Raw genomic sequence first — 22,076 nt, forward strand, 5'->3', positions numbered from 1 at the left:
GCCGGCGAGCACGATGTGACGGCGGGGTGCGAAGTCCCGCTGGAGTGCCGTGAAGGACGGGCGGTCAGCGGTGACCACGGTGGCCGTGAGCCCGCCCTGCCGTACGGCGGGGACCCGGGCCGGGACAGGCACAGAGCAAGGTTCTGTTGTAACCTCTCACTGACCGAATGTTGCTCGGTTTGGATCCGGGAGGCACTGTGGCAGAGGCGTACATCGTCGGGGCGGTCCGCACCCCCGTCGGTAAGAAGAAGGGCGGCCTTTCCACCGTCCACCCCACCAACCTGGCGGCGATCACGCTGAAGGAACTCGTCGGCAGGACGGGCGTGGACCCCGCGGCGGTCGAGGACGTCATCATGGGCTGCGTCATGCAGTTCGGCCCGCAGAGCATGGACATCGCGCGCAACGCCTGGCTGAGCGCCGGACTGCCGGAGACGACGGCGGGCGTCACCATCGACCGCCAGTGCGGCTCGTCGCAGCAGTCGATCCACTTCGCCGCCCAGGGCGTGCTGTCCGGCACCCAGGACCTGGTGGTGGCCGCGGGCGTCGAGTCGATGAGCATCGTCCCCATGGGCTCGTCGATCACCGCCGCCCTCGAGAAGGGCATGCCGTTCCCGTTCGGGGACATGTGGGTCGAGCGGTACGGCAAGCAGGAGATCTCCCAGTTCCGCGGCGCGGAGCTGATGTGCGAGAAGTGGGGGCTCACCCGCGAGGACCTGGAGAAGTACGCCTTCGAGTCGCACCAGCGGGCCGCCAAGGCCATCGCGAACGGCTACTTCAAGGACCAGATCGTCCCCGTCAACGGCGTCGAGGACGACGAGGGCCCGCGCGCCGACACCACGCTGGAGAAGATGGCCGGCCTCAAGACGCTGAAGGAGGGCGGCGCCATCACCGCCGCCACCGCCTCACAGATCTCCGACGGCTCGGGCGCCGTGCTCATCGCCTCCGAGCAGGCCGTGCGCGACCACGGACTGACCCCGAGGGCCCGCATCCACCAGCTCGCCCTCCTCGGCGACGACCCCGTCTACATGCTCACCGCGCCCATCCCCGCGACGCGGAAGGCGCTGCGGAAGGCGGGCTTGTCGATCGACGACATCGACGTCACCGAGATCAACGAGGCGTTCGCGCCCGTGCCGCTGGCGTGGATGCACGAGCTCGGCGCCGACCCCGCCAAGGTCAACCCGAACGGCGGCGCCATCGCCCTAGGCCACCCGCTGGGCGGCACCGGCGCGATCCTGATGACCAAGCTGCTGCACGAGCTCGAGCGCACCGGCGGCCGGTACGGCCTGCAGACGATGTGCGAGGGCGGCGGCCAGGCCAACGTCACGATCATCGAGCGCCTCTGACGGACCCGCCGGGCCGGTCGGCGGGAGACTGGCGGGCTTCCCGCATCACACGACCGGCCCGGCGACACACTCCCGCCTCCGGAGAGGTGCAGCCCTCCCGCCTCCGGAAAGATTCGCCTCCGGAGAGAGGTGCGCCGCCCCCCGAGGAAACCGGGGAGCGGCGCACTGCCCACCTACCGCCCCTTGGGCGGGATGCGGCGCGGCGGCGCGATGGGCCGCTGCGGCATCTTGGGCATCTGGCGAGGAACCTGCGGCATCTCCCTGCCGGGCAGAGCGGTGCCGTGCTTCTTCTGGCCTGAACGAACTCGCATGAGTGTGCTCCTTTACGCGACTTGCGACGCGGCCGCATCACGGGTGAAGGCCGGTCTGGCAAGCTCAGCTGCCGCGTCTGAACGGACGAGGTCTGACGGCTGAGTGGCGGTCGGCTGATCAGGTCAGCCCCGCGCGTCACAGGTAAAGGCGCATGTCCATGACAGTAGGCGGTGCCCCCTCTGCCCCGCAACGCATTTATCGGCGGTAGAGGCGGTAGAAATGAGCGGGATGTCGGCGGAGAGGACAGGCATGGACCGGATAGGGCGAGCGGTGGGCGCGGTCGTCGGATCAGCCGTCGGCGACGCGCTGGGGGCACCGTACGAGTTCGGACCGGCGGGCGCGTTCTCCGCCGCGTTCCCCGGCGGCGGCAACATGCGGCCCGGCGGCGGCTGGGAGGCAGGCGAGGCGACCGACGACACACAGATGGCCGTCCACGTCGCCGAGTCGCTCCTCGACCGCGGCACGCTCGATCTGGCCGACGTCTTCGACCGGTTCCGGTGCTGGGCGGCGGCCGAGCCCAAGGACATCGGACTCCAGACCGAGGCGGTCCTGGGTGCCGGCCTGCCCTGGGACCAGGCCGCGGCGGCCCACTTCCGCTCGACGGGACGTGCGGCGGGCAACGGCTCGCTGATGCGGGCCACCCCGTCCGCCGTCCACTTCGCCCGGCACGGCCGCGCCGCCACCATGGACGCCGCCCGGCGCATCTCCGCCCTCACGCACGGCGACCCCGCCGCGGGAGAGGGCACAGCGATCTTCCACGACCTCATCAGGATCGCCCTGGACGGCGGCGACCCCCTCGCCGCGCTGCCGGAGATCCTGGCCCACGTCGAGCCCGACCAACGCGAACGCTACGCGACCGTCCTCGCCCCCGGCTGGCACCCGGATCAAGCCACCGAGGTGAACGGCGCCGTCTGGCCATGCCTCGGCTCGGCGGTGTGGGCGGTGCGCACCACCTCGTCGTACGAGGAGGCGCTGCGCGCGGCCGTCGACGTCGGCGGCGACACCGACACCGTGGCCGCCGTCACCGGCGGGCTGGCGGGCGCCGTCCACGGGATCGACGCGATCCCCGCGCGCTGGCTCGAACCGCTGCACGTGCCGCTGCCCGGCGCCACCCCTGCCCGCGTGCTGCGCGCCGACGACCTGCGCGTCCTCGCCGAACGCCTCGACGCGGCCCCCGCCTAGGCACGACGGAACGGCGGGGCCACCGCCTGAAGCACGACGGAACGGCCGGGCCGTTGCCTAGGCACGATGGAACGGCCGGGCCGTTGTCCAAGGCGCGACGGAACGGCCGGGCCGCCGCCTGGAGCTCGGCGGCGCGGCCGGGCCGTCTAGGAGCGGTGCGAGCTGGTCATCGTCGCGTAGACGATGATGTTGTCCGTGTAGTGCCCGGTCGCGCGGTTGTAGACGCCGCCACACGTGATCAGGTGCAGCTGGGCGTTGGCCTGGTCCCCGTACACGCGCTGCGTCGGGAAGGTCGCCTTCCCCGCCTGCTCGACCCCGCCCACGGTGAACACGGCCGTCGTGCCGTCGCGCCGCTTCACCTCGATGACGTCGCCGTTGCGGATCTCCCCGAGCCTGCTGAACACCGCGCTCCTGGTGCGCGTGTCCTTGTGCCCGAGCATGACCGCCGGGCCCGACTCCCCCGCCGTGGACCCGTGCCGGTACCAGCCCACCAGGTTCGGGTTGTCGATCGGCGGCGTCTGGATCGCGCCCTTGCGGTCAAGGCCGACCGACATGACCGGCGCGTTGATGCCGAGCCGCTTGATGACCACCCTGATCGGGTTCGACGGCTGCATCGGCGGCGCGGGCGTGATCGGCGGCAACGGTGGCGGCACCGTCGGCGGGGCCTCGAACAGCGCCTGCTGCGGCTGGCCCGACGCGATCGCGTCCGGCTGGCTCGACAGCGACAGCGACTGCCGCCCCTCCGCCAGGCCGTACTCCTCGGGGCTCATCAGCATGAACACCAGCCCGACGACCACGGTCAGCACCCCGGCCACCGCGGCGAAGATCAGCGTCGACCGCAGGATCTGGCTGCCGCGATCGTCGTAGGGCGGTTCGGGGTACTGTCCGCTCACCGAGGTCAACCCCGAGGCGCGGTACGGCGGCGCAGCATCAGCCCGCCCACCGCGGCGGCCAGCACGATCAGCGAACCGGTCAGCACGAACATCCGGCCGTCAGGACCCAGCTCGCCACCACCACCGGTCTCGGCGGCGCCCTTCGGCGTCTTGTTCACCTTGCCGTTGCCGCCGACGGGGGTCTGGGTGACGGTCGCGGTGACGGTACGGGTCGGCTTGGCGCTGGCCGAGGGAGAGGGGGACGGCGAAGGCGACGGTGACGGCGAAGGCGACGTCCCGGTCCCGGTCCCCACGGTGAACGAGAAGGGCTTGGGCGCGGGAGAGGCCTGGGCCGTGCACTTGTACTGGAAGCTGCTGGTCGAGGTGCCGAAGTACAGGTCGGCTGCCTTCATCGTCACCGTGCCCGAAGTCGTGGGCTTCACCTTGAGCGTGACCGAGGGGAAGGTGGTGATCGTGGCTCCGGCCGTCGTCGTGCTGAAGGTCGTCTCGCCCGACACCGTGCTGCCGGAGACGCCCGCCCCGCTCACCGACGCGCCAGCGATGAACTTCGTGCCCGCGGTGAACCCGCTCGCCGGTACTGTCAGCTGCGTCGCGCCACTCGCGTAGGTGGCGCTCCAGGAGATGGACTGCTCGACGTTGGCCTGCGCGGAGGTCGGCATGGTCATCGTCACCAGGAGGTTGGTGTCCTTGGCATCGGTGTTCGTGGTGGTCGCGCACTTGTAGGCGACGGTGGTGTCACCCGTGCCACCGGTCCCACCACCCTGCTTAACCGGGACGACCATGCTGGGTGTGGTCCCGCTGGGCGGCACATACGTGCACTCCGTGTCGTCCGACGTGGAGATCGTGAAGTAGAGGCTTCCGCCTTCAGCCGCAGGCACAGGAGAGAACGTCAGCTGGCCTGCAGTCTGCGGTGCGAGGAAGCGGTTGTCCGCGACTTCGGGTGCGTTGAATTCCTGGCCGGCATTCAGTGCAGGGATACTCACGTTGGGCTTCGACACCGTCACGGTCTGCGTGGCAGCACCGGTGACCTTGAGATCACCCTCGATGGTCATCGTTCCAGCCGTAAGTGCTCTTGCAGCCTTGGGCTTCGTGGTGAATGTCCACTTGAGCTCGACCGCAGCCCCAGGCTCGACGGACTCGGGGCCGCTGACGGTTGCCGTCACGGAACTACCGCCGAACGGCCCGCCCGTGCAGGTGAAATTGACCGTCATGGTCGGGGCGCCCGCGGTCGAGGTGGACGCCTCGGCCGGGGACGACAGGCCGAGGACCGATCCGGCGAAGAGAGCCAGCGTTCCCGCGAGCCCCAGGGCAGAGGTCTTCAGGGCGTGGCGACGCCGCGCCAAGGACTTCAGCACTGTCTCTCTCCGTTCCAAACAGCGGGGACCATGTTGACAACTGGCGTAACAGGATTCCAGTCCATGGTCACGATTCGGTAGAGATCCTACGAACTGTCCCTGTGAATCGTCTGCAAACTCCAAAAATCACGACAAATTTCCGCGCCGTTAACCCTTCTTCTTCGACAGGGCGGCGTAGACGACGACGTTGTCCTCGTAGTGGCCGTTCGCGCCGACCAGCCCGCCGCAGGTGATCAGCCGCAGCTGCGCGTTGTCCACGTTCCCGTACACCCGCTTTGTCGGGAACGCCGATTTCTTCACCTGCTCGATCCCGCTGACCGTGAACCGGGTGACCTTCCCGTCGGTGCGGTAGACGTAGATCTGGTCGCCCTTGGCCAGTTCCTTCAGCCGCCTGAACACCGCCGCGCCGTTCTTGGTCGTGGCGTGCCCGTTGATGATCGCCGGGCCCTTCTCGCCCGGCACGGGGCTGAAGCGGTACCAGCCGGTGAGGTTCGGCTTGGACAGCGGCGGCGCCTGCAGCTCACCCTTGGCGTCCACGGTCACGCTGCCGACGAGCGCGTTGACCTTGATCTTGGGGATCCTGATGCGCAGCGGCTTGGCCTTCGCGTTGGGCTTGATGGGCGCCGCGACGGCACCGGCCGGGGCCGGCGGCGGCGCGCTCAGCACGGCGGGCGCCAGCGGCTTGTTCGGCCCCCCCGGCCCGACCGCCGGCAGGACGAACGAGTTCGCCACGTTGTACATCGCCAGGGTCTCGGGGCTCTCCCCCTGCGCCAGGGACGGGGTGGGCCCGGAGCCGTCATCGACCGGGGTGATGAACGACAGCAGTCCCGCCATGATGGCCGCCACGCCACCCAGCGACCCCGCGATCAGCAGCCCGGGAAGGGCCTTGTTCAGCAGTGACTTCTGCTCGGTCATGATCCGCCCTCCCTCAGCGCCGGTTCCCGGCGTGCGCGGCCCGCCGCCGTCTCATTGCCAGCCCGCCTGCCGCGCTGCCGAGCAGCAGCACCGTGCCGCCGGCCATCAGCGCGTACGGCTGCCGCGAAGGCTCGGGCGCCTCACCGGACGGCACGCCGCCGAACGGTGTCTTCTTCACCTGCGCCGCGACGTAGTTGGTCGCCGTCGGCCCGGTCGACGTCTTGACCGTGGGCGTGGCGGTGACGGTCGTGGTGCCGTGCACGCTCACGAGCCGGTCGACCGTGGTCTGGTTCCCGCTGTTGTGGTTGCCGTTGTGGTGGCGCGTAGGGGTGGTCGCCGGGGTCCCCGTGGGCGTCTGCGTGGGGCTGACGGTCGGCGAGATGGTCGGGCTGACGGTGGGGCTGACGGTCGGCGACTGGCCGGGCTTCTCCCTGACCGTCACCTCGACCGACACCGGCGAGCTCACCAGCTTGCAGGAGGCGCGGTGGAAGTCCGTGGGCACCTTGGAGGTGTTGGTCGTCACGATGAACGCGTCGAGCCACGCCTTCTTGGCGCTGCCGTTCTCGATCTTGATGGTGTGCTCGCCGTACGCCAGGTCCTGCGGCGACTCCCACAGCGTGAAACCGCCATTGTGGACCTCGTTGACCGGGTCGTCCTCGGCGTCCCGCGACGGGTCCACCTCGGCCCGCTGCGCGCCGTCCAGGGAGACCTTGACCGGACCGCCCTCACGGTCGTGCGGCCCGATGTACTTCACGCCGGTGCCGATGAACTTCAGCTCGGCCGAGGCGCCCTGGGCGGAGGTCTCGTGGTAGTCGTTGTGGATGTGGTGCTCGGAGGAGAGCCGGTCGTTGAACTCGGTCCACGGGCCGCCGTAGTTGATGGTGTGGAAGCGCGGGTTGTCGCCGTCGTTGCCGTTGTTGACGGTCGCCTCGCCGTCCGGCGGCGCGAAGTCGACGACGATGTCCTTCGGCTCGATCTTGATCACGCCGGCCCTGGTGATCTGCCCGGGGTCGGCGATGCCCGCCGGCAGCGCGAGCTGGTCGTCCATCCGGAGCTTGCTGGAGATCGTGGTCGCGCCCGTCGGCTGAAGCACGCCCTGCCAGGCGCCGGTGATCTGCGCGTTGCCCAGCACGTTCATCTGGGCGCCCGCGGCGTAGTAGCCGGGCGAGGAGAAGCGGCTGCCGTCCTTGTAGGCGATCGACCACTTGAGGTCGAGCGCGCCGCCGACCACGAGATCGGTCGCGAACGTCAGCCGGGTCCGCAGCCTGACCGGCGCGTACTTGGCGATGGTGTAGGTGTTGCCGACGCCGTAGCAGTCGTAGTCGATGACCAGGTCGGCCGGCGCGGCCGAGGCCGGCGTTGACGGTACGACGACGCACAGCCCCGCCACCAGCCCTACCGATCCGGCTGCTAATGCGCTCCGCCAACGAGCCACCGCACACTCCGATCTCACAGAAATCCAGAGGAGATCTTAAGGTTTCAAACACCTGCGACACAGGCGAAAACGGCGACAAGCGGCACTTGTGATGAACCCGTGTCCCACGGTGCCGGACCACGGCGTCCCTCCAGGTCCGCTGATCGTTGGAGTAGATCGCCCAGTGGTCGTGGGCACCGAGCAAGAGGGACAGCACCGCGCGCCGTGACCCCTGCGACGACTCGCATCCGGACGATCTGTCGCAGCCTCCAGGAGCAGTCATCCAAGCGCGATAGTCACCCCCCGCCATCGAAGATAGAAGTACACTTCTAAGAAGTACACTTCTATCTTGCGAGGGGCCATGCTTCCCAAGCCGGAGCGCGTCTTCGCCCGTGACTTCGAATGGCGCCATCTCGCGGCCTTCGCCGAAAGAGCGGGAACCCGGACCCAATTGGGTGTCATCAGCGGGCGCAGGCGCCAGGGAAAGACATTTCTCCTCGAAGCTCTGGCCAGACAGGTCGGCGGCTTCTTCTTCGGAGCGACCGAGGCGACCGAAGCCGAGTCCCTGCGGCTGCTCTCGCAAGCACTGGCCGACTACACGCAGGCGGACGTCCCGGTCCGCTTCGCGGACTGGAACGAGGCCATCAGACACCTTCTCGCCATCAGCGCGGAGAAGGCCGCGCCCATCGTGATCGACGAGTTCCCCTACCTGAGCAATGTCTCACCGGCTCTGACGTCGATCATCCAGCGTGAGATCGATCGAGCGGTTTCCAGAGAGATTCCCGCCTCACTCTTGCTGTGCGGTTCCGCGATGTCCGTCATGGGGGGATTGCTCTCAGGAAACGCCCCCCTTCGCGGCCGAGCGTCGCTCGAACTGGTCGTCCGCCCCTTCGACTATCGGCTCGCGGCACAGTACTGGCGCCTCGACGATCCGCGGCTGGCCGTGCTGGTTCACGCGGTGGTCGGCGGGACCCCCGCCTACCTCCGTTTCGTGAACGACGAGCGGCCTACGTGCCTCGATGACTTCGATGACTGGGTCCAGCGCACGGTGCTCGATCCTGGCACTCCCCTGTTCCGTGAGGCGCGCCATCTCATGGAGGAGGAGGCGAACGTGCGCGACACCGCTCTCTACCATTCGGTGCTCGCCGCCGTGGCGAACGGCAATGCCACCAGAGGCGGTATCGCGAGCTACATCGGCCGTAAAGCCACCGACATCGGGCACCCTCTCAATGTTCTGGAGGACAGCTGCCTGCTGCGCCGCGAGATCGATGCCTTCCGCCCAGGTCGATCCGTGTACCGCGTGTGCGAGCCGCTGGTCAGCTTTTACCAGGTGGTCATGCGCCCCCGATGGGCACTGTTGGAGAGCGGCAGGGCAGCGGCTGTCTGGCAGGATGCGCGGACAAGGTTCAACGGCCAGGTCGTGGGTCCACACTTCGAGGACATGTGCCGCGAGTTCGCCAGAACCGAGTCACTTTTCGGCGAGCTCCCGGGCGAGGTCGCCGCAGGGGTCATCGCCGACACGGCACGCCGAAGCCAGATCGAGGTCGACGTGGTGGTCTTCGCGGCGACCGAGCCGGGAAGGCCGCGACGCATCCTCTCTCTGGGTGAAGTGAAGTGGGGCACCCGTATGGACCAGGGTCACGCCGACCGGTTGGCGCGAGCGCGCGACCTGCTGAGCTCCAAGTACGACGTGCGGGACACCGTCCTCTCCCTGTACGGCGGAGCGGACTTCGACCAGGGCATCAGGGGAGCGCGCACCTTCGACCTGCACGAGCTTTACTCGGCCTAGCAAGCGGGCCTCCGGCGGGCACCTCGCTCGTCCGGCCCGCCGGGAGGCGCGCCGCGGAACAGAATCGTATTCTGGTGCCACACCCCACCATGGAGGCGACCACATGCAGCGAGACCTCTTCGAGGAGGAGCACCTGCTCTTCCAGGAGACCGTGCGCGAGTTCATGGCCCGCGAGGTCCTCCCCCACCATCCGCAGTGGGAGAAGGAGGGAATCGTCCCGAGAGACGTGTGGAAGAAGGCCGGCGAGGTCGGCATGTTCGGCTTCTCCGTCCCCGAGGAGTACGGCGGCGCCGGCGTCACCGACTTCCGGTACAACGCGGTCATCGTCGAGGAGATCATCCGCAGCGGCGCGTCCGGGCTCGGTTTCTCGCTGCACAACGACGTGGTGGCCCCCTACCTGGTCGACCTCACCGACGACGACCAGAAGCAGCGCTGGCTGCCCGGCTTCGTGTCGGGCGAGCTGATCACCGCGATCGCCATGACCGAGCCCGGCGCGGGCAGCGACCTGCAGGGTGTCAGGACGACCGCGGTGCGCGACGGCGACCACTACGTCATCAACGGCCAGAAGACGTTCATCACCAACGGCATCAACGCCGACCTGGTCGTCGTGGTCGCCAAGACCGATCCGGAGCTGGGGGCGCGCGGCACCACCCTGTTCGTCGTCGAGCGCGGCACGGAGGGCTTCACCCGCGGCCGGAACCTCGACAAGATCGGCATGAAGGCGCAGGACACCGCGGAGCTGTTCTTCGAGAACGTCCGGGTCCCGGCGGCCAACCGGCTCGGCGCCACCGACGGCCAGGGCTTCGTCCAGCTCATGAACAACCTCCCCCAGGAGCGGCTGTCCATCGCGGTCGGCGCGGTGGCGGCGGCGGAGGCGGTGCTGGAGCAGACGATCGAGTACTGCAAGACCCGCCATGCCTTCGGCAGGAGCATCGGAAGCTTCCAGAACACCCGGTTCGTCCTGGCCGAGCTGGCCACCGAAACCGAGATCGCCCGCCACTACGTCGACGAGTGCGTCACCGCGCTCAACGCCGGGCGGCTGTCGGTGGTCGACGCGGCGAAGGCGAAGTGGTGGACCACGGAGCTGCAGAACAAGGTGATCGACCGCTGCCTGCAGCTGCACGGCGGCTACGGCTACATGATGGAGTACCCGGTCGCCAAGGCCTGGGTGGACAGCAGGGTGCAGACCATCTACGGCGGCACCACCGAGATCATGAAGGAGATCATCGGCCGTTCCTTCGGGTTCTGACCCATACTGGAGGACATGGAAGGTCTGATCCTCCTGGTTTTCCTGGCGTTGCTGTTCGCCTGGGCCCTCAACCGGGTACGGCGCGCGCTGCGCCTGAACCCGGTCGGCTACGTCGGCGTGGTCGTGGTGTTCGTGATCGTCATGCTGGCCATCTGGGGGCAGACCCTTCGAGGATGACCCTGGCGACCAGCTCGGGCTCGTCGCTCATCGGCAGGTGCCCGCAGCCCTGCAGCAGCTTGACCCGCTGCCCCGACCATTTGGCCGCCCGTACGGCCTGCCGTCGGGGCAGCAGCCGGTCGTGGGCGCCCCAGGCGATCGTGATGGGCGATTTCGGCGGCGCGGGCGGCATCACGTCGGTGAACGCCTCCAGCGTCGGGTGGAAGCCCGGCGCGGCGGCCAGCGCCTGCGTGGCGGCGGCGAGGGCGACCGGGTCGAGCCGGGAGGGCTGGGCGACCAGGAACGAGGCGACGGCGCGTCCGGCGGCCCGGGAGGCCAGCAGGCGCGCGAGCAGCCCGTCGGAGGTGGCCCGCGCGGCCGTCTCCGCCGACGCGCGCAGCGACCTGAGCACGGTCTGGCACCACACCAGCTCGCCGCGCGTCCAGAACCCCGCGGGCGAGAGCGCCGTGGCCGTGGCGACCACGCCTCGGGAAGCCAGCTCCAGCGCGATGTAGCCGCCCAGCGAGTTGCCCGCGACGTGCGGCTCGCGCACGTCCAGCAGCGCGCAGAACGACTCGACCGCGTCGGCCAGCGCCTCGGCCGTGTACGGCGTGCCGGGCGGCAGTTCGGGCGAGTCGCCGAACCCGGGCAGGTCGACGGCGATCACGTCACGGGAGGCGGCGAGCCGGTCCATGACGGGCAGCCACGCCTGCCAGTGATGGCCGATGCCGTGGACGAGGATCAGCGGCGGGCCGCTGCCGCGCCGTTCGAAGGCCAGCTCCATCCCTTGAGTGAACCACTCACCTGCTGCGTGTGGGAATCTCGAACCAGACGGCTTTGCCTTCCTTGGTGGGGCGCGATCCCCATCGCTTGGCCAGCTGGTCGACCAGGTAGAGGCCGCGGCCGCCCTCGTCGTTCTCGCCCGCGCTGCGGATGCGCGGCAGGCGCAGGTCCTGGTCGAACACCTCGACCCACACCGACTCCTCGCCCCTGCGCAGCCTCAGCGTGAAGGTCTTGTCGCCGGCCAGCTCCTCCTCGAAGCCTGGCATGTCCCAGGACTCCTCGAACGGTAGCGGCGGCCCCTCCACGACGAGCTCCCTGCGCGGGATGCTGGCGCTGGCGGCGTGCAGCACGACGTTGGTGACGACCTCGGAGACGAGCAGGCAGGCCAGCTCGGCGCGCTCCTCGGGGACGTTCCAGCCGGTGAACGCCTCGGTGGCCATCCTGCGGGCCTCACCCACCATGATCGGCTGGGCGGGGAAGTCGCGTTCCTCGACGTCGAGGTCGACGGGGCTGGCCCGCAGCACGAGGATCGCCATGTCGTCGTCGATCTCGCCGGGCACCGCGCGGGTGGCGGTGTCGGCGATGCGCTCGACGTTCTCCTTGGTGCAGGCGGCCAGCTTGTCCCTGAGGATGGCCAGCGTCTCCTCGTCGGAGGGTGTCCTGCCGCCGAAGTCGCGCCCCGGCCGCCGGTCGACGAGGCCGTCGGTGTAGAGGACGAGGGCGGCGCCCGGCGGGAGCGTACGGGTCTCTTCCTTGTAGACCAGGTCGGCGTGCATGCCCTTGGCGCGGACGCCGAGCGGCTGGCCGACCTCCTCGATGTTCATCTCCAGGCACTGGCCGTCGTGCAGCAGCAGCGGCGGCGCGTGGCCGGCGTTGGCGAACGACAGCTGCCGCGACCAGGCGTCGTAGACGAGGTACTGGCAGGTGACGATGGGCGGCACGCTGATGTCGGCGCCCGACTCGTCCTGCTCGGGGGTGGCGATGATGCGGGTCCACTCGTCGAGCCTGGCCAGGATCTCGGCGGGCGGCTTGTCGTCCTGGGCGAAGGCGCGCAGCGCGGCGCGCAGCTGGCCCATGATGGCGGCGGCCTTGGCGCCGCGCCCCTCGACGTCGCCGATCACGATGCCGACCCGGCCGGCCGACAGCGGGATCACGTCGTACCAGTCGCCGCCGACCTGGGTCTGGATGCCCTGCCCGTGGGAGGCCAGGGGCGCGGCGGGGTAGTAGCGGACGGCGATGTCGAGGCCGTCGAGGGTGGGCAGCGCCCTGGGCAGCAGGTGCTTCTGGAAGGACTCGGCGGTGTGCCGTTCCTCCTCGAACAGCAGCGCGTTGTCGACGGCGAGGGCGACCCTGGTGGCGATGGCGCCGACGAAGTCGCGGTCGAAGGCGTCGTAGTGGGGGCTGCGCCGGTCGGTGAGGTTGGACAGCCCGAGGTACATCAGCCCGAGCGTCTCGCCGCGCACGCACAGCGGGGCGACCACGGCGGAGGTCATCCCGATCTCACCGCACAGCCGCGCGCTGCCCTCGTGGGGGCTGGGGAAGCTGGTGGAGGCGAAGTCCTCGACGAGGATCGTCTCCTGGCGGCGCATCGCCGTGTCGGCGTAGTGGCCGGCCGGGTAGCGGATCTCCGAGCCGACCGGCTTCCACGTGTCGGGCGGCGGGGTCCAGCCCTGCACGTGCTGGGAGACCCTGCGCACCAGCCGATCGCCTTCCATCAGCTCGATGAAGCAGTGGTCGGCGAACTGCGGCACGAGCATCTCGGCGACCCGCTTGAGCGTCTCCTCGACGTACAGCGAGCCGGCCAGCCGCTCCCCGATGCGCTCGAGCAGGCCGAAGCGGTCCTTCTCGCGCTCGTTGCTGCGCATGGCCTCGCGCGCGGTGATGACGATGCCGGTCACCGAGCCGGAGTCGTGCCGGAGCGGCACGGCCTGGGCCCGCACGTAGATCATCGTGCCGTCGCCGCGCTTGACGTCGAAGGTGCCCTCCCACACGCCGCCCTTGAGCACGTGCTTGGCCAGCTCGACGGCGGCCGGGTGATCCTTCTCCATGATCCCGAGCGAGAGCACCGAGCCCTCCCGCACCGAGCCCTTGCCCTGGCGGCCGAACAGCTTCTCCGCGAACGGGTTCCAGTACAGGAGATTGCTGAAGCGGTCCGTCACCACGACGGCCATCTCGGCGTGGTCGAGGACCGACGACGCCGACAAGAAGTCAGCCGCTTCCTGGGACAGATCCCCCCAACGTTTCATCCGGCGACCACTCCTCGGGGAGGCATGTGCGCAAAGCGAACCACGGGCGCTCCTGCAACAGTCGTGTCCGGGGAGTGGAGGGACTCCCATGCGGGATTCAACCAAGCAGCAGCGCCGCCGTCAGCGCTTGGAGACGAATACGTGCGCGGCGACCTCACGCGGAAGCTCCGCGGGAGTGTTCGTCGCGTCGTTATCACCTGTCACCCGCACACCGTCGTCGCTCGCCGCGAGCGTCACCTCGCGTCCGGGTTGTATCCCAACTTGCTTGAGTTTAAGCATCACAGCGGGATCGCTTTGCACTTGTTCGCTAATTCGACGTACGACAACGGGTATGTCCCTGGCTCCGGCCACGTCGGCCATGCTGGGGAAGGCGGACCAGGCGTCGGACTCGGGGCCGGTGGCGCCCAGCTCCTCCAGGCCGGGAATGGGGTTGCCATGAGGGTCGAAGGTGGGGTTGTCGAGCAGCTTCACCAGCCGTTCCTCCACCGACTCGGACATCACGTGCTCCCAGCGGCAGGCCTCGATGTGCACCTCCTCCCATGGCAACCCGATGACCTGGGTCAGCAGGCATTCGGCCAGGCGGTGCTTGCGCATGACGCGGGTGGCGAGAGTGCGGCCCAGATCGGTCATCGCCAGATGGCGGTCGCCTTCGACGCGGACCAGCCCGTCACGTTCCATGCGGGCGACGGTCTGGCTCACGGTGGGGCCACTCTGCTGGAGCCGTTCGGCGATGCGCGCACGAAGAGGAACGATCCCCTCTTCCTCGAGTTCGTAGATCGTGCGGAGATACATCTCCGTCGTGTCGATCAAGCCGTGTGCGGTCAAGGCTCCTCCCGTCCTGAATGCTACGCCGGTCATGGGGCACAGAAGCCACAGAAACCCTAGTGGGAGAACGACCAGCGATGGCAAAGGACGGCAACACTGGAGCGGCTCGGTTCCTTCCCGAGCATCGCTCCCTACCGGAGCTGCGCGAAGCCGCGGCGCACTGCCAGGGTTGCGATCTCTATCGCAACGCCACCCAGACCGTGTTCGGCGAGGGACCCACGGACGCCCGCTTCATGCTCGTCGGCGAGCAGCCCGGTGACCAGGAGGACCACAAGGGGGCGCCGTTCGTCGGGCCCGCGGGCCGCGTCCTGGACCGGGCACTGGAGGACGCGGGCATCGCCAGGGAGGAGGTCTACCTGACCAACGCCGTGAAGCACTTCTCCTTCACGCTCAGGGGCAAGCGGAGGATCCACCAGAAGCCGACCGTCGCCGAGATCGAGGCCTGCCGGCCGTGGCTCAGCTCGGAGCTCGCCCTGGTCGAGCCGGAGATGATCGTGGTGCTCGGCGCGACGGCCGCCCGCGCCCTGCTCGGCGCCGACTTCAGGGTCAGCCGGCAGCGGGGCGAGGTGCTGGAGCTGGGCGAGGCGCTGGCGGTGGCGACGATCCATCCGTCGGCCGTGCTGCGCGCGCCCGACCGCGAGGAGGCCTACAAGGGGCTCGTCTCCGACCTCACGCTGGCTCGCCGCTCCTGTCCCTGTAGTTCCTGAAGGCCGGTACGGCCAGCCCCACCGCGAGGACGGCCAGCGCGCAGGCCAGGCCGCCGCCCACCCACGCCCCGGTCATGCCGAAGGCCGTGGCGGTGGCTCCCGCGCGCAGGTCGCCGAGGCGCGGGCCGCCCGCCACGACCACCATGAACACGCCCTGCATCCGCCCGCGCATCTCGTCGGGCGCGTGGAGCTGCAGGATCGACTGGCGCCACACCGACGACACCACGTCGGCCATGCCGCCGACGGCCATGAACGTCATGACCAGCCACAGCTCATGCGCCATCCCCGCCGCGGCCACGGCGAGACCCCACACGGCGATGACGATGACCAGCGCGACCCCCTGCCGCCTGATCCTGCCCACCCAGCCGGAGAACAGCGCGCCCACCACCGAGCCGATCGCCATGGCCGAGGTGAGCCAGCCGAGGGCGAGCTCGGAGCCGCCGAAACGATCGGCGACCAGTTCGGGGAACAGCGCTCTCGGCAGCGCGAAGACCATGGCGATGATGTCGACGACGAACGACATCAGCAGGACGGGGCTGGCCATGATGAAGCGCAGCCCCTCCCACACGGCCTCCGCCCCCGGGCGGACGACCACCTTGCTGATCGGTTCGAGCGCCGGCAGCCGCAGCGCCGCGTAGAGGCTCCCGGTGAACAGCACCGCGTCGATGGCGTAGGCGGAGGCGTAGCCGCCCGCCGCGAGCACGACGCCGCCGATCATGGGTCCGAAGACGGCGCCGATGCTGAAGACGAGGGAGTTGAGCGCGTTGGCCGCGGGCACCAGTCCGGGCTCGAGCAACCTGGGGATGATCGCGCCTCTGGTGGAGGAGCTGATCGCGAAGCCGGCCGCGCCGAGCCCGACGGCCACCAGGAGCACGTAGACGTTGCCGAGGCCGAGAGCCGCCTGCACCACCAGCACCAGCGTGCTCAGCCAGGCGACCACACAGCCGATGACCAGCAGCTTGCGCCGGTCCATGGCGTCGGCGACGGCGCCGCCCCACAGCCCGAAGACCACCAGCGGGATCAGGTTGGCCAGCCCCAGCATGCCCACCCAGAAGGAGGACTCCGTCAGTTCCCACACCTGCTGGCTGACCGCCACCACGGTGACCGCCACACCGACGTGGGAGACGGCCTGTCCCCACCACAGTCGCCGGTAGGCGGCGACGCGAAGCGGGCGCGTGTCAACAACAAGGTCCCCGAAAGCCACTCACGGCACATTAGGGGGCAAGCCGCTCCAACTCCCAACCGGAGTGAACCCGCCGATAGCGCAGCCGGTCGTGCATGCGGTCCATCTGGCCCTGCCAGAACTCCACCTCGATCGGCACCACCCGGAAGCCGCCCCAGAAGTCGGGCACGGGCGGCTCCTCCGGCCAGCGGGCGGCGAGCTCGGCGTAACGGTCGTCGAGCTCCTCGCGCGAACGCACGACCGCCGACTGGCGCGAGGCCCACGCGCCGACGCGGGAGCCGTACGGGCGGGAGTTGAAGTAGGCGGCCGAGTCCTCGTGCGACAGGCGGACCACGCTGCCCTCGATCCGGATCTGGCGGCGGATCGGATGCCACGGGAACAGCAGCGAGGCACGCGGGTTCTCGGTCAGGTCGCGCCCCTTGCGCGACTCGTAGTTGGTGAAGAAGACGAAGCCGCGCTCGTCGTAGCCCTTGAGCAGCACGGTCCTGGCGCTCGGCCGGCCTCCTGCCGACGCGGTGGCGACCACCATCGCGTTGGGCTCGGGCAGGCCGGCCTCCAGCGCCTCCTCGAACCATCGAGTGAATTGCGCGATCGGCTCGGCCGCGACGTCAGATTCGAGCAACGGCTGTCCCTCATAGGTACGGCGGAGCCCCGCCAGCGAAGTGACATCCACGACTAGGTATTCTTGCGCGCTTGGTGGCGATCCCACGCACAACCCCCTACCAGCACCGATGGCGTTTCGGCGTGCCCGAAGACGAAGCACGCCCTGTTAGGGGGTTAAATTGACCCGCCGGTATCTCGACATCAACAGAAGCGGACGAGCCCCGGGGATGCGAACACGCGCCCGAGGCGGCCGCGACCATGAGACGGATTGCCCATACGGCAAGAAAGGAAGGCGGCCAAGAATGTCCGACTTCAAACCCGGACTCGAAGGCGTCGTGGCCTTCGAGACCGAGATCGCGGAACCGGACAAAGAGGGAGGGGCCCTTCGCTATCGGGGCGTCGACATCGAAGACCTGGTAGGTCGTGTCCCGTTCGGGCACGTCTGGGGTCTGCTTGTCGACAACAAGTTCCAGCCGGGCCTGCCGCCCGCGGAGCCGTACCCCATCCCGGTCCACTCCGGTGACATCCGCGTCGACGTGCAGAGCGCGCTGGCCATGCTGGCCCCGGCCTACGGCTTCAAGCCGCTGCTCGACATCGACGACGCGCAGGCCCGCGACGACCTGGCGCGCGCGTCCGTGATGGCCCTGTCCTTCGTGGCGCAGTCGGCGCGCGGCCTCGGCCTGCCGATGGTGCCGCAGAGCAGGGTCGACGAGGCCAAGACCATCACCGAGAGGTTCATGGTCCGCTGGCGGGGCGAGCCCGACCCCAAGCACGTCAAGGCCATCGACGCCTACTGGACCTCCGCCGCCGAGCACGGCATGAACGCCTCCACGTTCACCGCCCGCGTCATCGCCTCCACCGGCGCCGACGTGGCCGCCGCGCTCTCCGGCGCTGTGGGCGCGATGTCGGGTCCGCTGCACGGCGGCGCGCCCGCCCGCGTGCTGCACATGATCGAGGGCGTCGAGCAGCTCGGCGACGCCAAGAAGTACGTCCAGAGCGAGCTGGACAAGGGCAACCGCCTGATGGGCTTCGGTCACCGCGTCTACCGCGCCGAGGACCCGCGCGCCCGAGTGCTGCGCCGTACCGCGAAGGAGCTCGACGCTCCTCGCTACGAGGTCGCCGCCGCACTGGAGAAGGCGGCTCTGGAGGAGCTGCACGCGCGCAAGCCCGACCGGGTGCTCGCCACCAACGTGGAGTACTGGGCCGCCGTGGTCCTCGACTTCGCCGAGGTTCCCTCGCACATGTTCACCTCGATGTTCACCTGCGCGCGCACGGCCGGCTGGGCCGCGCACATCCTGGAGCAGAAGCGCACGGGCAGGCTGGTCCGCCCCAGCGCCAACTACGTCGGCCCCGCCACGCGTCCGCTGAGCGACGTCCCCGGCGCCGACGAGGTCGTCGGCACCATCTGACGCCTTTCCCTCGGTAACGGCCCGCTGATCACCAGCGGGCCGTTTGTCGTTCCGTACGGCTCCCGCCGCCCGCCACATGTCTCACATCCCGGACCCGGGACGAGCCACCGGAGTCGGCTCAGTAGGCTTGGGCAGGTGGCTGACATCGTGATTCCCGCTGACATCAAGCCCGCCGACGGCCGCTTCGGCTGCGGGCCATCGAAGGTCCGACCCGAGCAGCTGTCCGCGCTCGCCACCACTGGCGCCGGCGTGATGGGCACCTCCCATCGGCAGAAGCCGGTCAAGAACCTGGTCGGCAGGGTCCGCGCCGGGCTCGCCGACCTGTTCTCGCTGCCGGAGGGCTACCAGGTCGTGCTGGGCAACGGCGGCACCACCGCGTTCTGGGACATCGCCGCCTTCGGGCTGGTGCGCCAGAAGTCGCAGCACCTGTCCTTCGGCGAGTTCTCCTCCAAGTTCGGCGCGGTCGTCAGCAAGGCGCCGTGGCTGGGCGACCCGACCATCATCAAGTCGGAGGTCGGCACCCACCCGGAGGCCGTGGCCGAGGACGGCGTCGACGTCTACGCCCTCACCCACAACGAGACCTCCACCGGCGTCGCGATGCCGATCAGGCGGGTCGGCGGCGACGACGCCCTCGTCCTCGTCGACGCCACCTCGGGCGCGGGCGGCCTGCCCGTCGACATCGCCGAGACCGATGTCTACTACTTCGCCCCGCAGAAGAGCTTCGCCTCCGACGGCGGCCTGTGGATCGCGATCATGTCGCCGCGCGCGCTGGCCCGCGTCGAGGAGATCGCCGCCAGTGGCCGCTACGTGCCGGAGTTCTTCAGCCTGCCCGTCGCCATCGACAACTCGGCCAAGGACCAGACCTACAACACCCCGTCGGTGGCCACGCTGTTCCTGCTGGCCGACCAGCTCGACTGGATGAACGGCAACGGCGGCCTGGCCTGGACCACCTCGCGCACCGCCGACTCCGCCCAGCGCCTCTACACCTGGGCCGAGAAGTCGTCGTTCGCCACGCCGTTCGCCGCCCCCGAGTTCCGCTCGCAGGTGGTCGGCACGATCGACTTCTCCGACACGGTCGACGCCGCCGCGGTGGCCAAGGTGCTGCGCGCCAACGGCATCGTCGACACCGAGCCCTACCGCAAGCTCGGCCGCAACCAGCTGCGCGTCGCGATGTTCCCGGCGATCGAGCCGTCCGACATCGAGGCCCTGACCACCTGCGTCGACTACGTGGTCGAGCGTCTCTAGCCGTCCTTGGCCCGGCGGGCAGGCTCGCCGGGCAACGCGAGCGCGTCCCCCGGCGCCCCGCTCCGCGCGCCCCTCGCCGGCACCGGCAGCCTTTCGGTGCCGGCGGCGGGCGCCTCGAGCGTGAGCCGGGTGACGTGCTCGTTCGCGTGTGCGGGCCCCGAGCGCGTCCACGACCTGAGGCTGCCGGAGCGCGGCCCCACCACTGCGACAGGAGTACAAGGAGTGATGTCCATCTCGGGGCAGCCTGCGAGGAGGAGGCGCGGTCTGGGCCACCTGATGTTCGCCAGCCGGTGGCTGCAGGCGCCGCTCTATCTCGGCCTGATCGTGGCCCAGGGTCTCTACGTGTGGCAGTTCATGGTGGAGCTGTGGCACCTGGGTGACACGATCATCACCGGACACGTCAGCCAGGCCACGGTCGACGCCTTCGGCGGCGTCGACTCGCTTCCCGGCCCCGAGGTCATCGTCATGCTCGCGGTCCTCGGGCTCATCGACGTGGTGATGATCTCCAACCTGCTCATCATGGTGATCGTGGGCGGCTACGAGACGTTCGTCTCGCGCATCGACCTCACCGACCATCCCGACGAGCCCGAATGGCTCTCCCACGTCAACGCCAACGTGCTCAAGGTCAAGCTGGGCACCGCCATCATCGGCATCTCGTCGGTGCACCTGCTCCAGACGTTCATCAGGGCCAAGGACACGCCGTCGGCGACCATGATGTGGCAGACCCTCATGCACCTGGCCTTCGTGGCCTCGGCCATCGGGCTGGCCTACATCGACCGGCTGCTGGCCGCCTCGCCTGCCGAACGCACCAAGGCGCCGGCCGCCCACTGACCCTGGGCGCCGCTCAGCGGGCCGCTGCGGGTCCGGGGGCGGCGCTCACCCATCCGAGGGCCTCGCCCGGCTGATCGGCGGGCCACGGCGGAATCAGAAGGGTTCGGGCGTGCGGCCGATCGCGGACCTGCGCCGCAGCACCCACGCCGCGACGACGCCGCCGACGAGCCCGAACAGGTGGCCCTGCCACGAGATGCCCTGCTCGTTCGGCAGCAGGCCCCACAGCAGCGAGTAGTACGCCGCGGCCACGCCGATGCCCACCACGATGTCGAGCACGCGCCGGTCGAACAGCCCCCGGGCGACCACGAACCCGAAATAGCCGAAGACCAGCCCGCTGGCGCCCACGGTGACCACGCCGGGAGGGGTGGCGACCCAGGTGCCGACGCCGCCGATCACCATGATGATCAGCGTGGCCCACAGGAACCTGCCCAGGCCGCGGAAGGCGGCCAGGAAGCCGAGGACGAGCAGCGGCAGCGAGTTGGCCATGAGGTGGCCGAAGTCGGCGTGCAGGAACGGCGCGAAGAGGATCCCGACGAGGCCGTCGGGAGACCAGGAGACGATGCCGAGCTCGTAGTCGAGGCGGCCGAGCGCGAAGTAGTCGAAGATCTCGACCGCCCACATCACGACGACCATGCCGACGACCAGGAGGAGGGCGCCGAGCGCGCCCTGCAGGAGGCCGCTCGCGCCGCGCCTGGCCGACTCGTAGGGGGAACTCATGCGCTCTCCTGCCGCCGGAGGGAAGGCTTCTCCCCTTACGGTAATGCGGAGCGTCCCCTGCGCGCGGCGCCCGTCTCCCGCGGGACGGCGCCGCCGCACGATGGCGGGGGCTCCTCCCGGCGGCGCGGGAGGAGCCGGGAAGGACCTACTCGCCCCGCCACACCGGCGGGCGCTTCTCGGCGAAGGCCGCCGCGCCCTCCATCGCGTCCTTCGAGCCGAACACCGGGTTGATGATCGGCCCCTGCTTCTCGAACATCTCCTCCAGCGACCAGTCCGCCGACTCGATGACGACGCGCTTGGTCGCCGCCAGCGCCAGCGGCGCGTTCGCGGCGATCGTCCTGGCCAGCTCCAGGGCGCCCTGCAGCGCCGCGCCCGGGGCGGTGATCCGGTTGACGAGGCCGAGCTCGTACAGCCGGGAAGCCGGGTAGTGGTCGCCGGTCAGCGCGATCTCCATGGCCACGTGGTAGGGGATCCGGCGGGGCAGGCGCATGATGCCGCCCGCGCCCGCCACGAGCCCGCGCTTGGGCTCGGGCAGGCCGAACTTCGCCTCGGACGAGGCCACGATCAGGTCGCACGACAGCGCGAGCTCGAAGCCGCCCGCCAGCGCGTACCCCTCGACGGCCGCGATCAGCGGCTTCCTGGGCGGCGACTCGGCGATGCCGCCGAAGCCCCTGCCCTCGATGACGGGCAGGTCGCCGGTCAGGAAGGCCTTGAGGTCCATGCCCGCGGAGAACGTGCCGCCCGCCCCGGTCAGGACGTGGACGGAGACGTCGGAGCGGGAGTCGAGCGCGTCGAGCGCGGCGGCGAGGCCACGGGCGACGGCTCCGTTGACGGCGTTGCGAGCCGACGGGCGGTTGATGGTGATCACCGCGACGCCGTCGGACTCCTCGATCAGTACTTCGTCGGAGGACACGCGCAC

At 69.7% G+C, this 22,076-nt stretch carries 21 protein-coding genes; 9 read left to right on the forward strand and 12 right to left on the reverse strand.

Features of this window, described 5'->3' with window-relative positions:
* Positions 1-197 precede the first annotated feature (197 nt).
* The gene (locus ACWDLG_RS00145; protein ID WP_449914248.1) at positions 198-1,343 is read left to right on the forward strand and encodes an acetyl-CoA C-acetyltransferase; all 1,146 of its coding nucleotides are present in this window, start codon (positions 198-200) and stop codon (positions 1,341-1,343) included.
* A gap of 173 nt (positions 1,344-1,516) precedes the next feature.
* On the opposite strand, the gene ACWDLG_RS00150 is transcribed toward ACWDLG_RS00145, so the two are convergent.
* A complete protein-coding gene (locus ACWDLG_RS00150; RefSeq protein WP_354913885.1) occupies positions 1,517-1,654 on the reverse strand; it encodes a hypothetical protein in 138 nt (45 codons plus the stop codon).
* A gap of 250 nt (positions 1,655-1,904) precedes the next feature.
* Between ACWDLG_RS00150 and ACWDLG_RS00155 the strand changes: the two genes are divergently transcribed.
* On the forward strand, positions 1,905-2,837 hold the full coding sequence (locus ACWDLG_RS00155) for an ADP-ribosylglycohydrolase family protein (RefSeq protein WP_449914250.1): 933 nt from the start codon (positions 1,905-1,907) through the stop codon (positions 2,835-2,837).
* Positions 2,838-2,983: 146 nt separating this feature from the next.
* Here the strand turns inward: ACWDLG_RS00155 and ACWDLG_RS00160 are convergent, their stop codons facing one another.
* The 4 genes from ACWDLG_RS00160 to ACWDLG_RS00175 all read right to left on the reverse strand — a co-directional run bounded on the left by ACWDLG_RS00160 (position 2,984) and on the right by ACWDLG_RS00175 (position 7,435).
* Positions 2,984-3,730: a class F sortase gene (locus ACWDLG_RS00160; RefSeq protein ID WP_354913889.1), complete on the reverse strand. Its 747-nt coding sequence runs from the start codon at positions 3,728-3,730 to the stop codon at positions 2,984-2,986.
* Between the two features lie 5 nt (positions 3,731-3,735).
* Positions 3,736-5,073, reverse strand: coding sequence for a hypothetical protein (locus ACWDLG_RS00165; RefSeq protein WP_449914253.1), 1,338 nt, complete (start codon positions 5,071-5,073; stop codon positions 3,736-3,738).
* Between the two features lie 159 nt (positions 5,074-5,232).
* Complete coding sequence (locus ACWDLG_RS00170; protein WP_354913893.1) at positions 5,233-6,000, reverse strand: class F sortase; 768 nt, start codon at positions 5,998-6,000, stop codon at positions 5,233-5,235.
* Positions 6,001-6,013: 13 nt separating this feature from the next.
* On the reverse strand, positions 6,014-7,435 hold the full coding sequence (locus tag ACWDLG_RS00175; protein ID WP_449914255.1) for a hypothetical protein: 1,422 nt from the start codon (positions 7,433-7,435) through the stop codon (positions 6,014-6,016).
* A 340-nt stretch (positions 7,436-7,775) separates the two neighbouring features.
* Here ACWDLG_RS00175 and ACWDLG_RS00180 point away from each other — a divergent pair, with 340 nt between their 5' ends.
* The 3 genes from ACWDLG_RS00180 to ACWDLG_RS00190 all read left to right on the forward strand — a co-directional run bounded on the left by ACWDLG_RS00180 (position 7,776) and on the right by ACWDLG_RS00190 (position 10,629).
* Complete coding sequence (locus ACWDLG_RS00180; RefSeq protein WP_449914258.1) at positions 7,776-9,203, forward strand: ATP-binding protein; 1,428 nt, start codon at positions 7,776-7,778, stop codon at positions 9,201-9,203.
* Positions 9,204-9,306: 103 nt separating this feature from the next.
* Positions 9,307-10,452 carry an acyl-CoA dehydrogenase family protein gene (locus ACWDLG_RS00185; RefSeq protein ID WP_449914261.1) on the forward strand — a complete coding sequence of 382 codons (1,146 nt, stop codon included), beginning with the start codon at positions 9,307-9,309 and terminating at the stop codon, positions 10,450-10,452.
* 15 nt (positions 10,453-10,467) lie between these two features.
* Positions 10,468-10,629 (forward strand): hypothetical protein, encoded by a 162-nt coding sequence (locus ACWDLG_RS00190; RefSeq protein ID WP_354913900.1) that lies wholly within the window; start codon positions 10,468-10,470, stop codon positions 10,627-10,629.
* Here ACWDLG_RS00190 and ACWDLG_RS00195 read toward each other — a convergent pair.
* The 3 genes from ACWDLG_RS00195 to ACWDLG_RS00205 all read right to left on the reverse strand — a co-directional run bounded on the left by ACWDLG_RS00195 (position 10,592) and on the right by ACWDLG_RS00205 (position 14,462).
* On the reverse strand, positions 10,592-11,392 hold the full coding sequence (locus ACWDLG_RS00195) for an alpha/beta fold hydrolase (RefSeq protein ID WP_449914264.1): 801 nt from the start codon (positions 11,390-11,392) through the stop codon (positions 10,592-10,594). The genes ACWDLG_RS00190 and ACWDLG_RS00195 overlap by 38 nt on opposite strands.
* Before the next feature lie 16 nt (positions 11,393-11,408).
* The gene (locus ACWDLG_RS00200; RefSeq protein ID WP_449914267.1) at positions 11,409-13,637 is read right to left on the reverse strand and encodes a SpoIIE family protein phosphatase; all 2,229 of its coding nucleotides are present in this window, start codon (positions 13,635-13,637) and stop codon (positions 11,409-11,411) included.
* A 120-nt stretch (positions 13,638-13,757) separates the two neighbouring features.
* The gene (locus ACWDLG_RS00205) at positions 13,758-14,462 is read right to left on the reverse strand and encodes a metal-dependent transcriptional regulator (RefSeq protein ID WP_354913906.1); all 705 of its coding nucleotides are present in this window, start codon (positions 14,460-14,462) and stop codon (positions 13,758-13,760) included.
* A gap of 77 nt (positions 14,463-14,539) precedes the next feature.
* On the opposite strand from ACWDLG_RS00205, the gene ACWDLG_RS00210 reads away from it, so the two are divergent.
* Positions 14,540-15,169 (forward strand): UdgX family uracil-DNA binding protein, encoded by a 630-nt coding sequence (locus tag ACWDLG_RS00210; RefSeq protein WP_449914269.1) that lies wholly within the window; start codon positions 14,540-14,542, stop codon positions 15,167-15,169.
* Here ACWDLG_RS00210 and ACWDLG_RS00215 read toward each other — a convergent pair.
* Entirely contained in the window at positions 15,132-16,373 is a 1,242-nt protein-coding gene (locus ACWDLG_RS00215) for an MFS transporter (RefSeq protein WP_449914271.1), read from the reverse strand. The genes ACWDLG_RS00210 and ACWDLG_RS00215 overlap by 38 nt on opposite strands.
* A 10-nt stretch (positions 16,374-16,383) precedes the next feature.
* A complete protein-coding gene (gene pdxH, locus ACWDLG_RS00220; RefSeq protein ID WP_354913912.1) occupies positions 16,384-17,025 on the reverse strand; it encodes a pyridoxamine 5'-phosphate oxidase in 642 nt (213 codons plus the stop codon).
* A 232-nt stretch (positions 17,026-17,257) separates the two neighbouring features.
* Here pdxH and ACWDLG_RS00225 point away from each other — a divergent pair, with 232 nt between their 5' ends.
* The 3 genes from ACWDLG_RS00225 to ACWDLG_RS00235 all read left to right on the forward strand — a co-directional run bounded on the left by ACWDLG_RS00225 (position 17,258) and on the right by ACWDLG_RS00235 (position 20,440).
* Positions 17,258-18,364, forward strand: coding sequence for a citrate synthase 2 (locus ACWDLG_RS00225; RefSeq protein ID WP_354913914.1), 1,107 nt, complete (start codon positions 17,258-17,260; stop codon positions 18,362-18,364).
* A gap of 135 nt (positions 18,365-18,499) precedes the next feature.
* Entirely contained in the window at positions 18,500-19,609 is a 1,110-nt protein-coding gene (serC, locus tag ACWDLG_RS00230) for a phosphoserine transaminase (protein ID WP_449914276.1), read from the forward strand.
* 225 nt (positions 19,610-19,834) lie between these two features.
* On the forward strand, positions 19,835-20,440 hold the full coding sequence (locus ACWDLG_RS00235; protein WP_449914278.1) for a TIGR00645 family protein: 606 nt from the start codon (positions 19,835-19,837) through the stop codon (positions 20,438-20,440).
* Between the two features lie 93 nt (positions 20,441-20,533).
* On the opposite strand, the gene ACWDLG_RS00240 is transcribed toward ACWDLG_RS00235, so the two are convergent.
* Positions 20,534-21,157 (reverse strand): rhomboid family intramembrane serine protease, encoded by a 624-nt coding sequence (locus tag ACWDLG_RS00240; protein ID WP_354913920.1) that lies wholly within the window; start codon positions 21,155-21,157, stop codon positions 20,534-20,536.
* Between the two features lie 145 nt (positions 21,158-21,302).
* Positions 21,303-22,070 carry a crotonase/enoyl-CoA hydratase family protein gene (locus ACWDLG_RS00245; RefSeq protein ID WP_449914279.1) on the reverse strand — a complete coding sequence of 256 codons (768 nt, stop codon included), beginning with the start codon at positions 22,068-22,070 and terminating at the stop codon, positions 21,303-21,305.
* Positions 22,071-22,076: the final 6 nt, after the last annotated feature.

This window comes from Nonomuraea sp. NPDC003727, assembly GCF_053586935.1.

Excerpts from the sequence above, each read along its gene's own strand:
- ACWDLG_RS00150 (WP_354913885.1), bottom strand. The coding sequence starts at position 1,654 with ATGCGAGTTCGTTCAGGCCAGAAGAAGCACGGCACCGCTCTGCCCGGC.
- ACWDLG_RS00155 (WP_449914250.1), top strand. The coding sequence starts at position 1,905 with ATGGACCGGATAGGGCGAGCGGTGGGCGCGGTCGTCGGATCAGCCGTC.
- ACWDLG_RS00170 (WP_354913893.1), bottom strand. The coding sequence starts at position 6,000 with ATGACCGAGCAGAAGTCACTGCTGAACAAGGCCCTTCCCGGGCTGCTG.
- ACWDLG_RS00180 (WP_449914258.1), top strand. The coding sequence starts at position 7,776 with ATGCTTCCCAAGCCGGAGCGCGTCTTCGCCCGTGACTTCGAATGGCGC.
- ACWDLG_RS00185 (WP_449914261.1), top strand. The coding sequence starts at position 9,307 with ATGCAGCGAGACCTCTTCGAGGAGGAGCACCTGCTCTTCCAGGAGACC.
- ACWDLG_RS00190 (WP_354913900.1), top strand. The coding sequence starts at position 10,468 with ATGGAAGGTCTGATCCTCCTGGTTTTCCTGGCGTTGCTGTTCGCCTGG.
- ACWDLG_RS00195 (WP_449914264.1), bottom strand. The coding sequence starts at position 11,392 with ATGGAGCTGGCCTTCGAACGGCGCGGCAGCGGCCCGCCGCTGATCCTC.
- ACWDLG_RS00200 (WP_449914267.1), bottom strand. The coding sequence starts at position 13,637 with ATGAAACGTTGGGGGGATCTGTCCCAGGAAGCGGCTGACTTCTTGTCG.
- ACWDLG_RS00210 (WP_449914269.1), top strand. The coding sequence starts at position 14,540 with ATGGCAAAGGACGGCAACACTGGAGCGGCTCGGTTCCTTCCCGAGCAT.
- ACWDLG_RS00225 (WP_354913914.1), top strand. The coding sequence starts at position 17,258 with ATGTCCGACTTCAAACCCGGACTCGAAGGCGTCGTGGCCTTCGAGACC.
- ACWDLG_RS00235 (WP_449914278.1), top strand. The coding sequence starts at position 19,835 with ATGTCCATCTCGGGGCAGCCTGCGAGGAGGAGGCGCGGTCTGGGCCAC.
- ACWDLG_RS00240 (WP_354913920.1), bottom strand. The coding sequence starts at position 21,157 with ATGAGTTCCCCCTACGAGTCGGCCAGGCGCGGCGCGAGCGGCCTCCTG.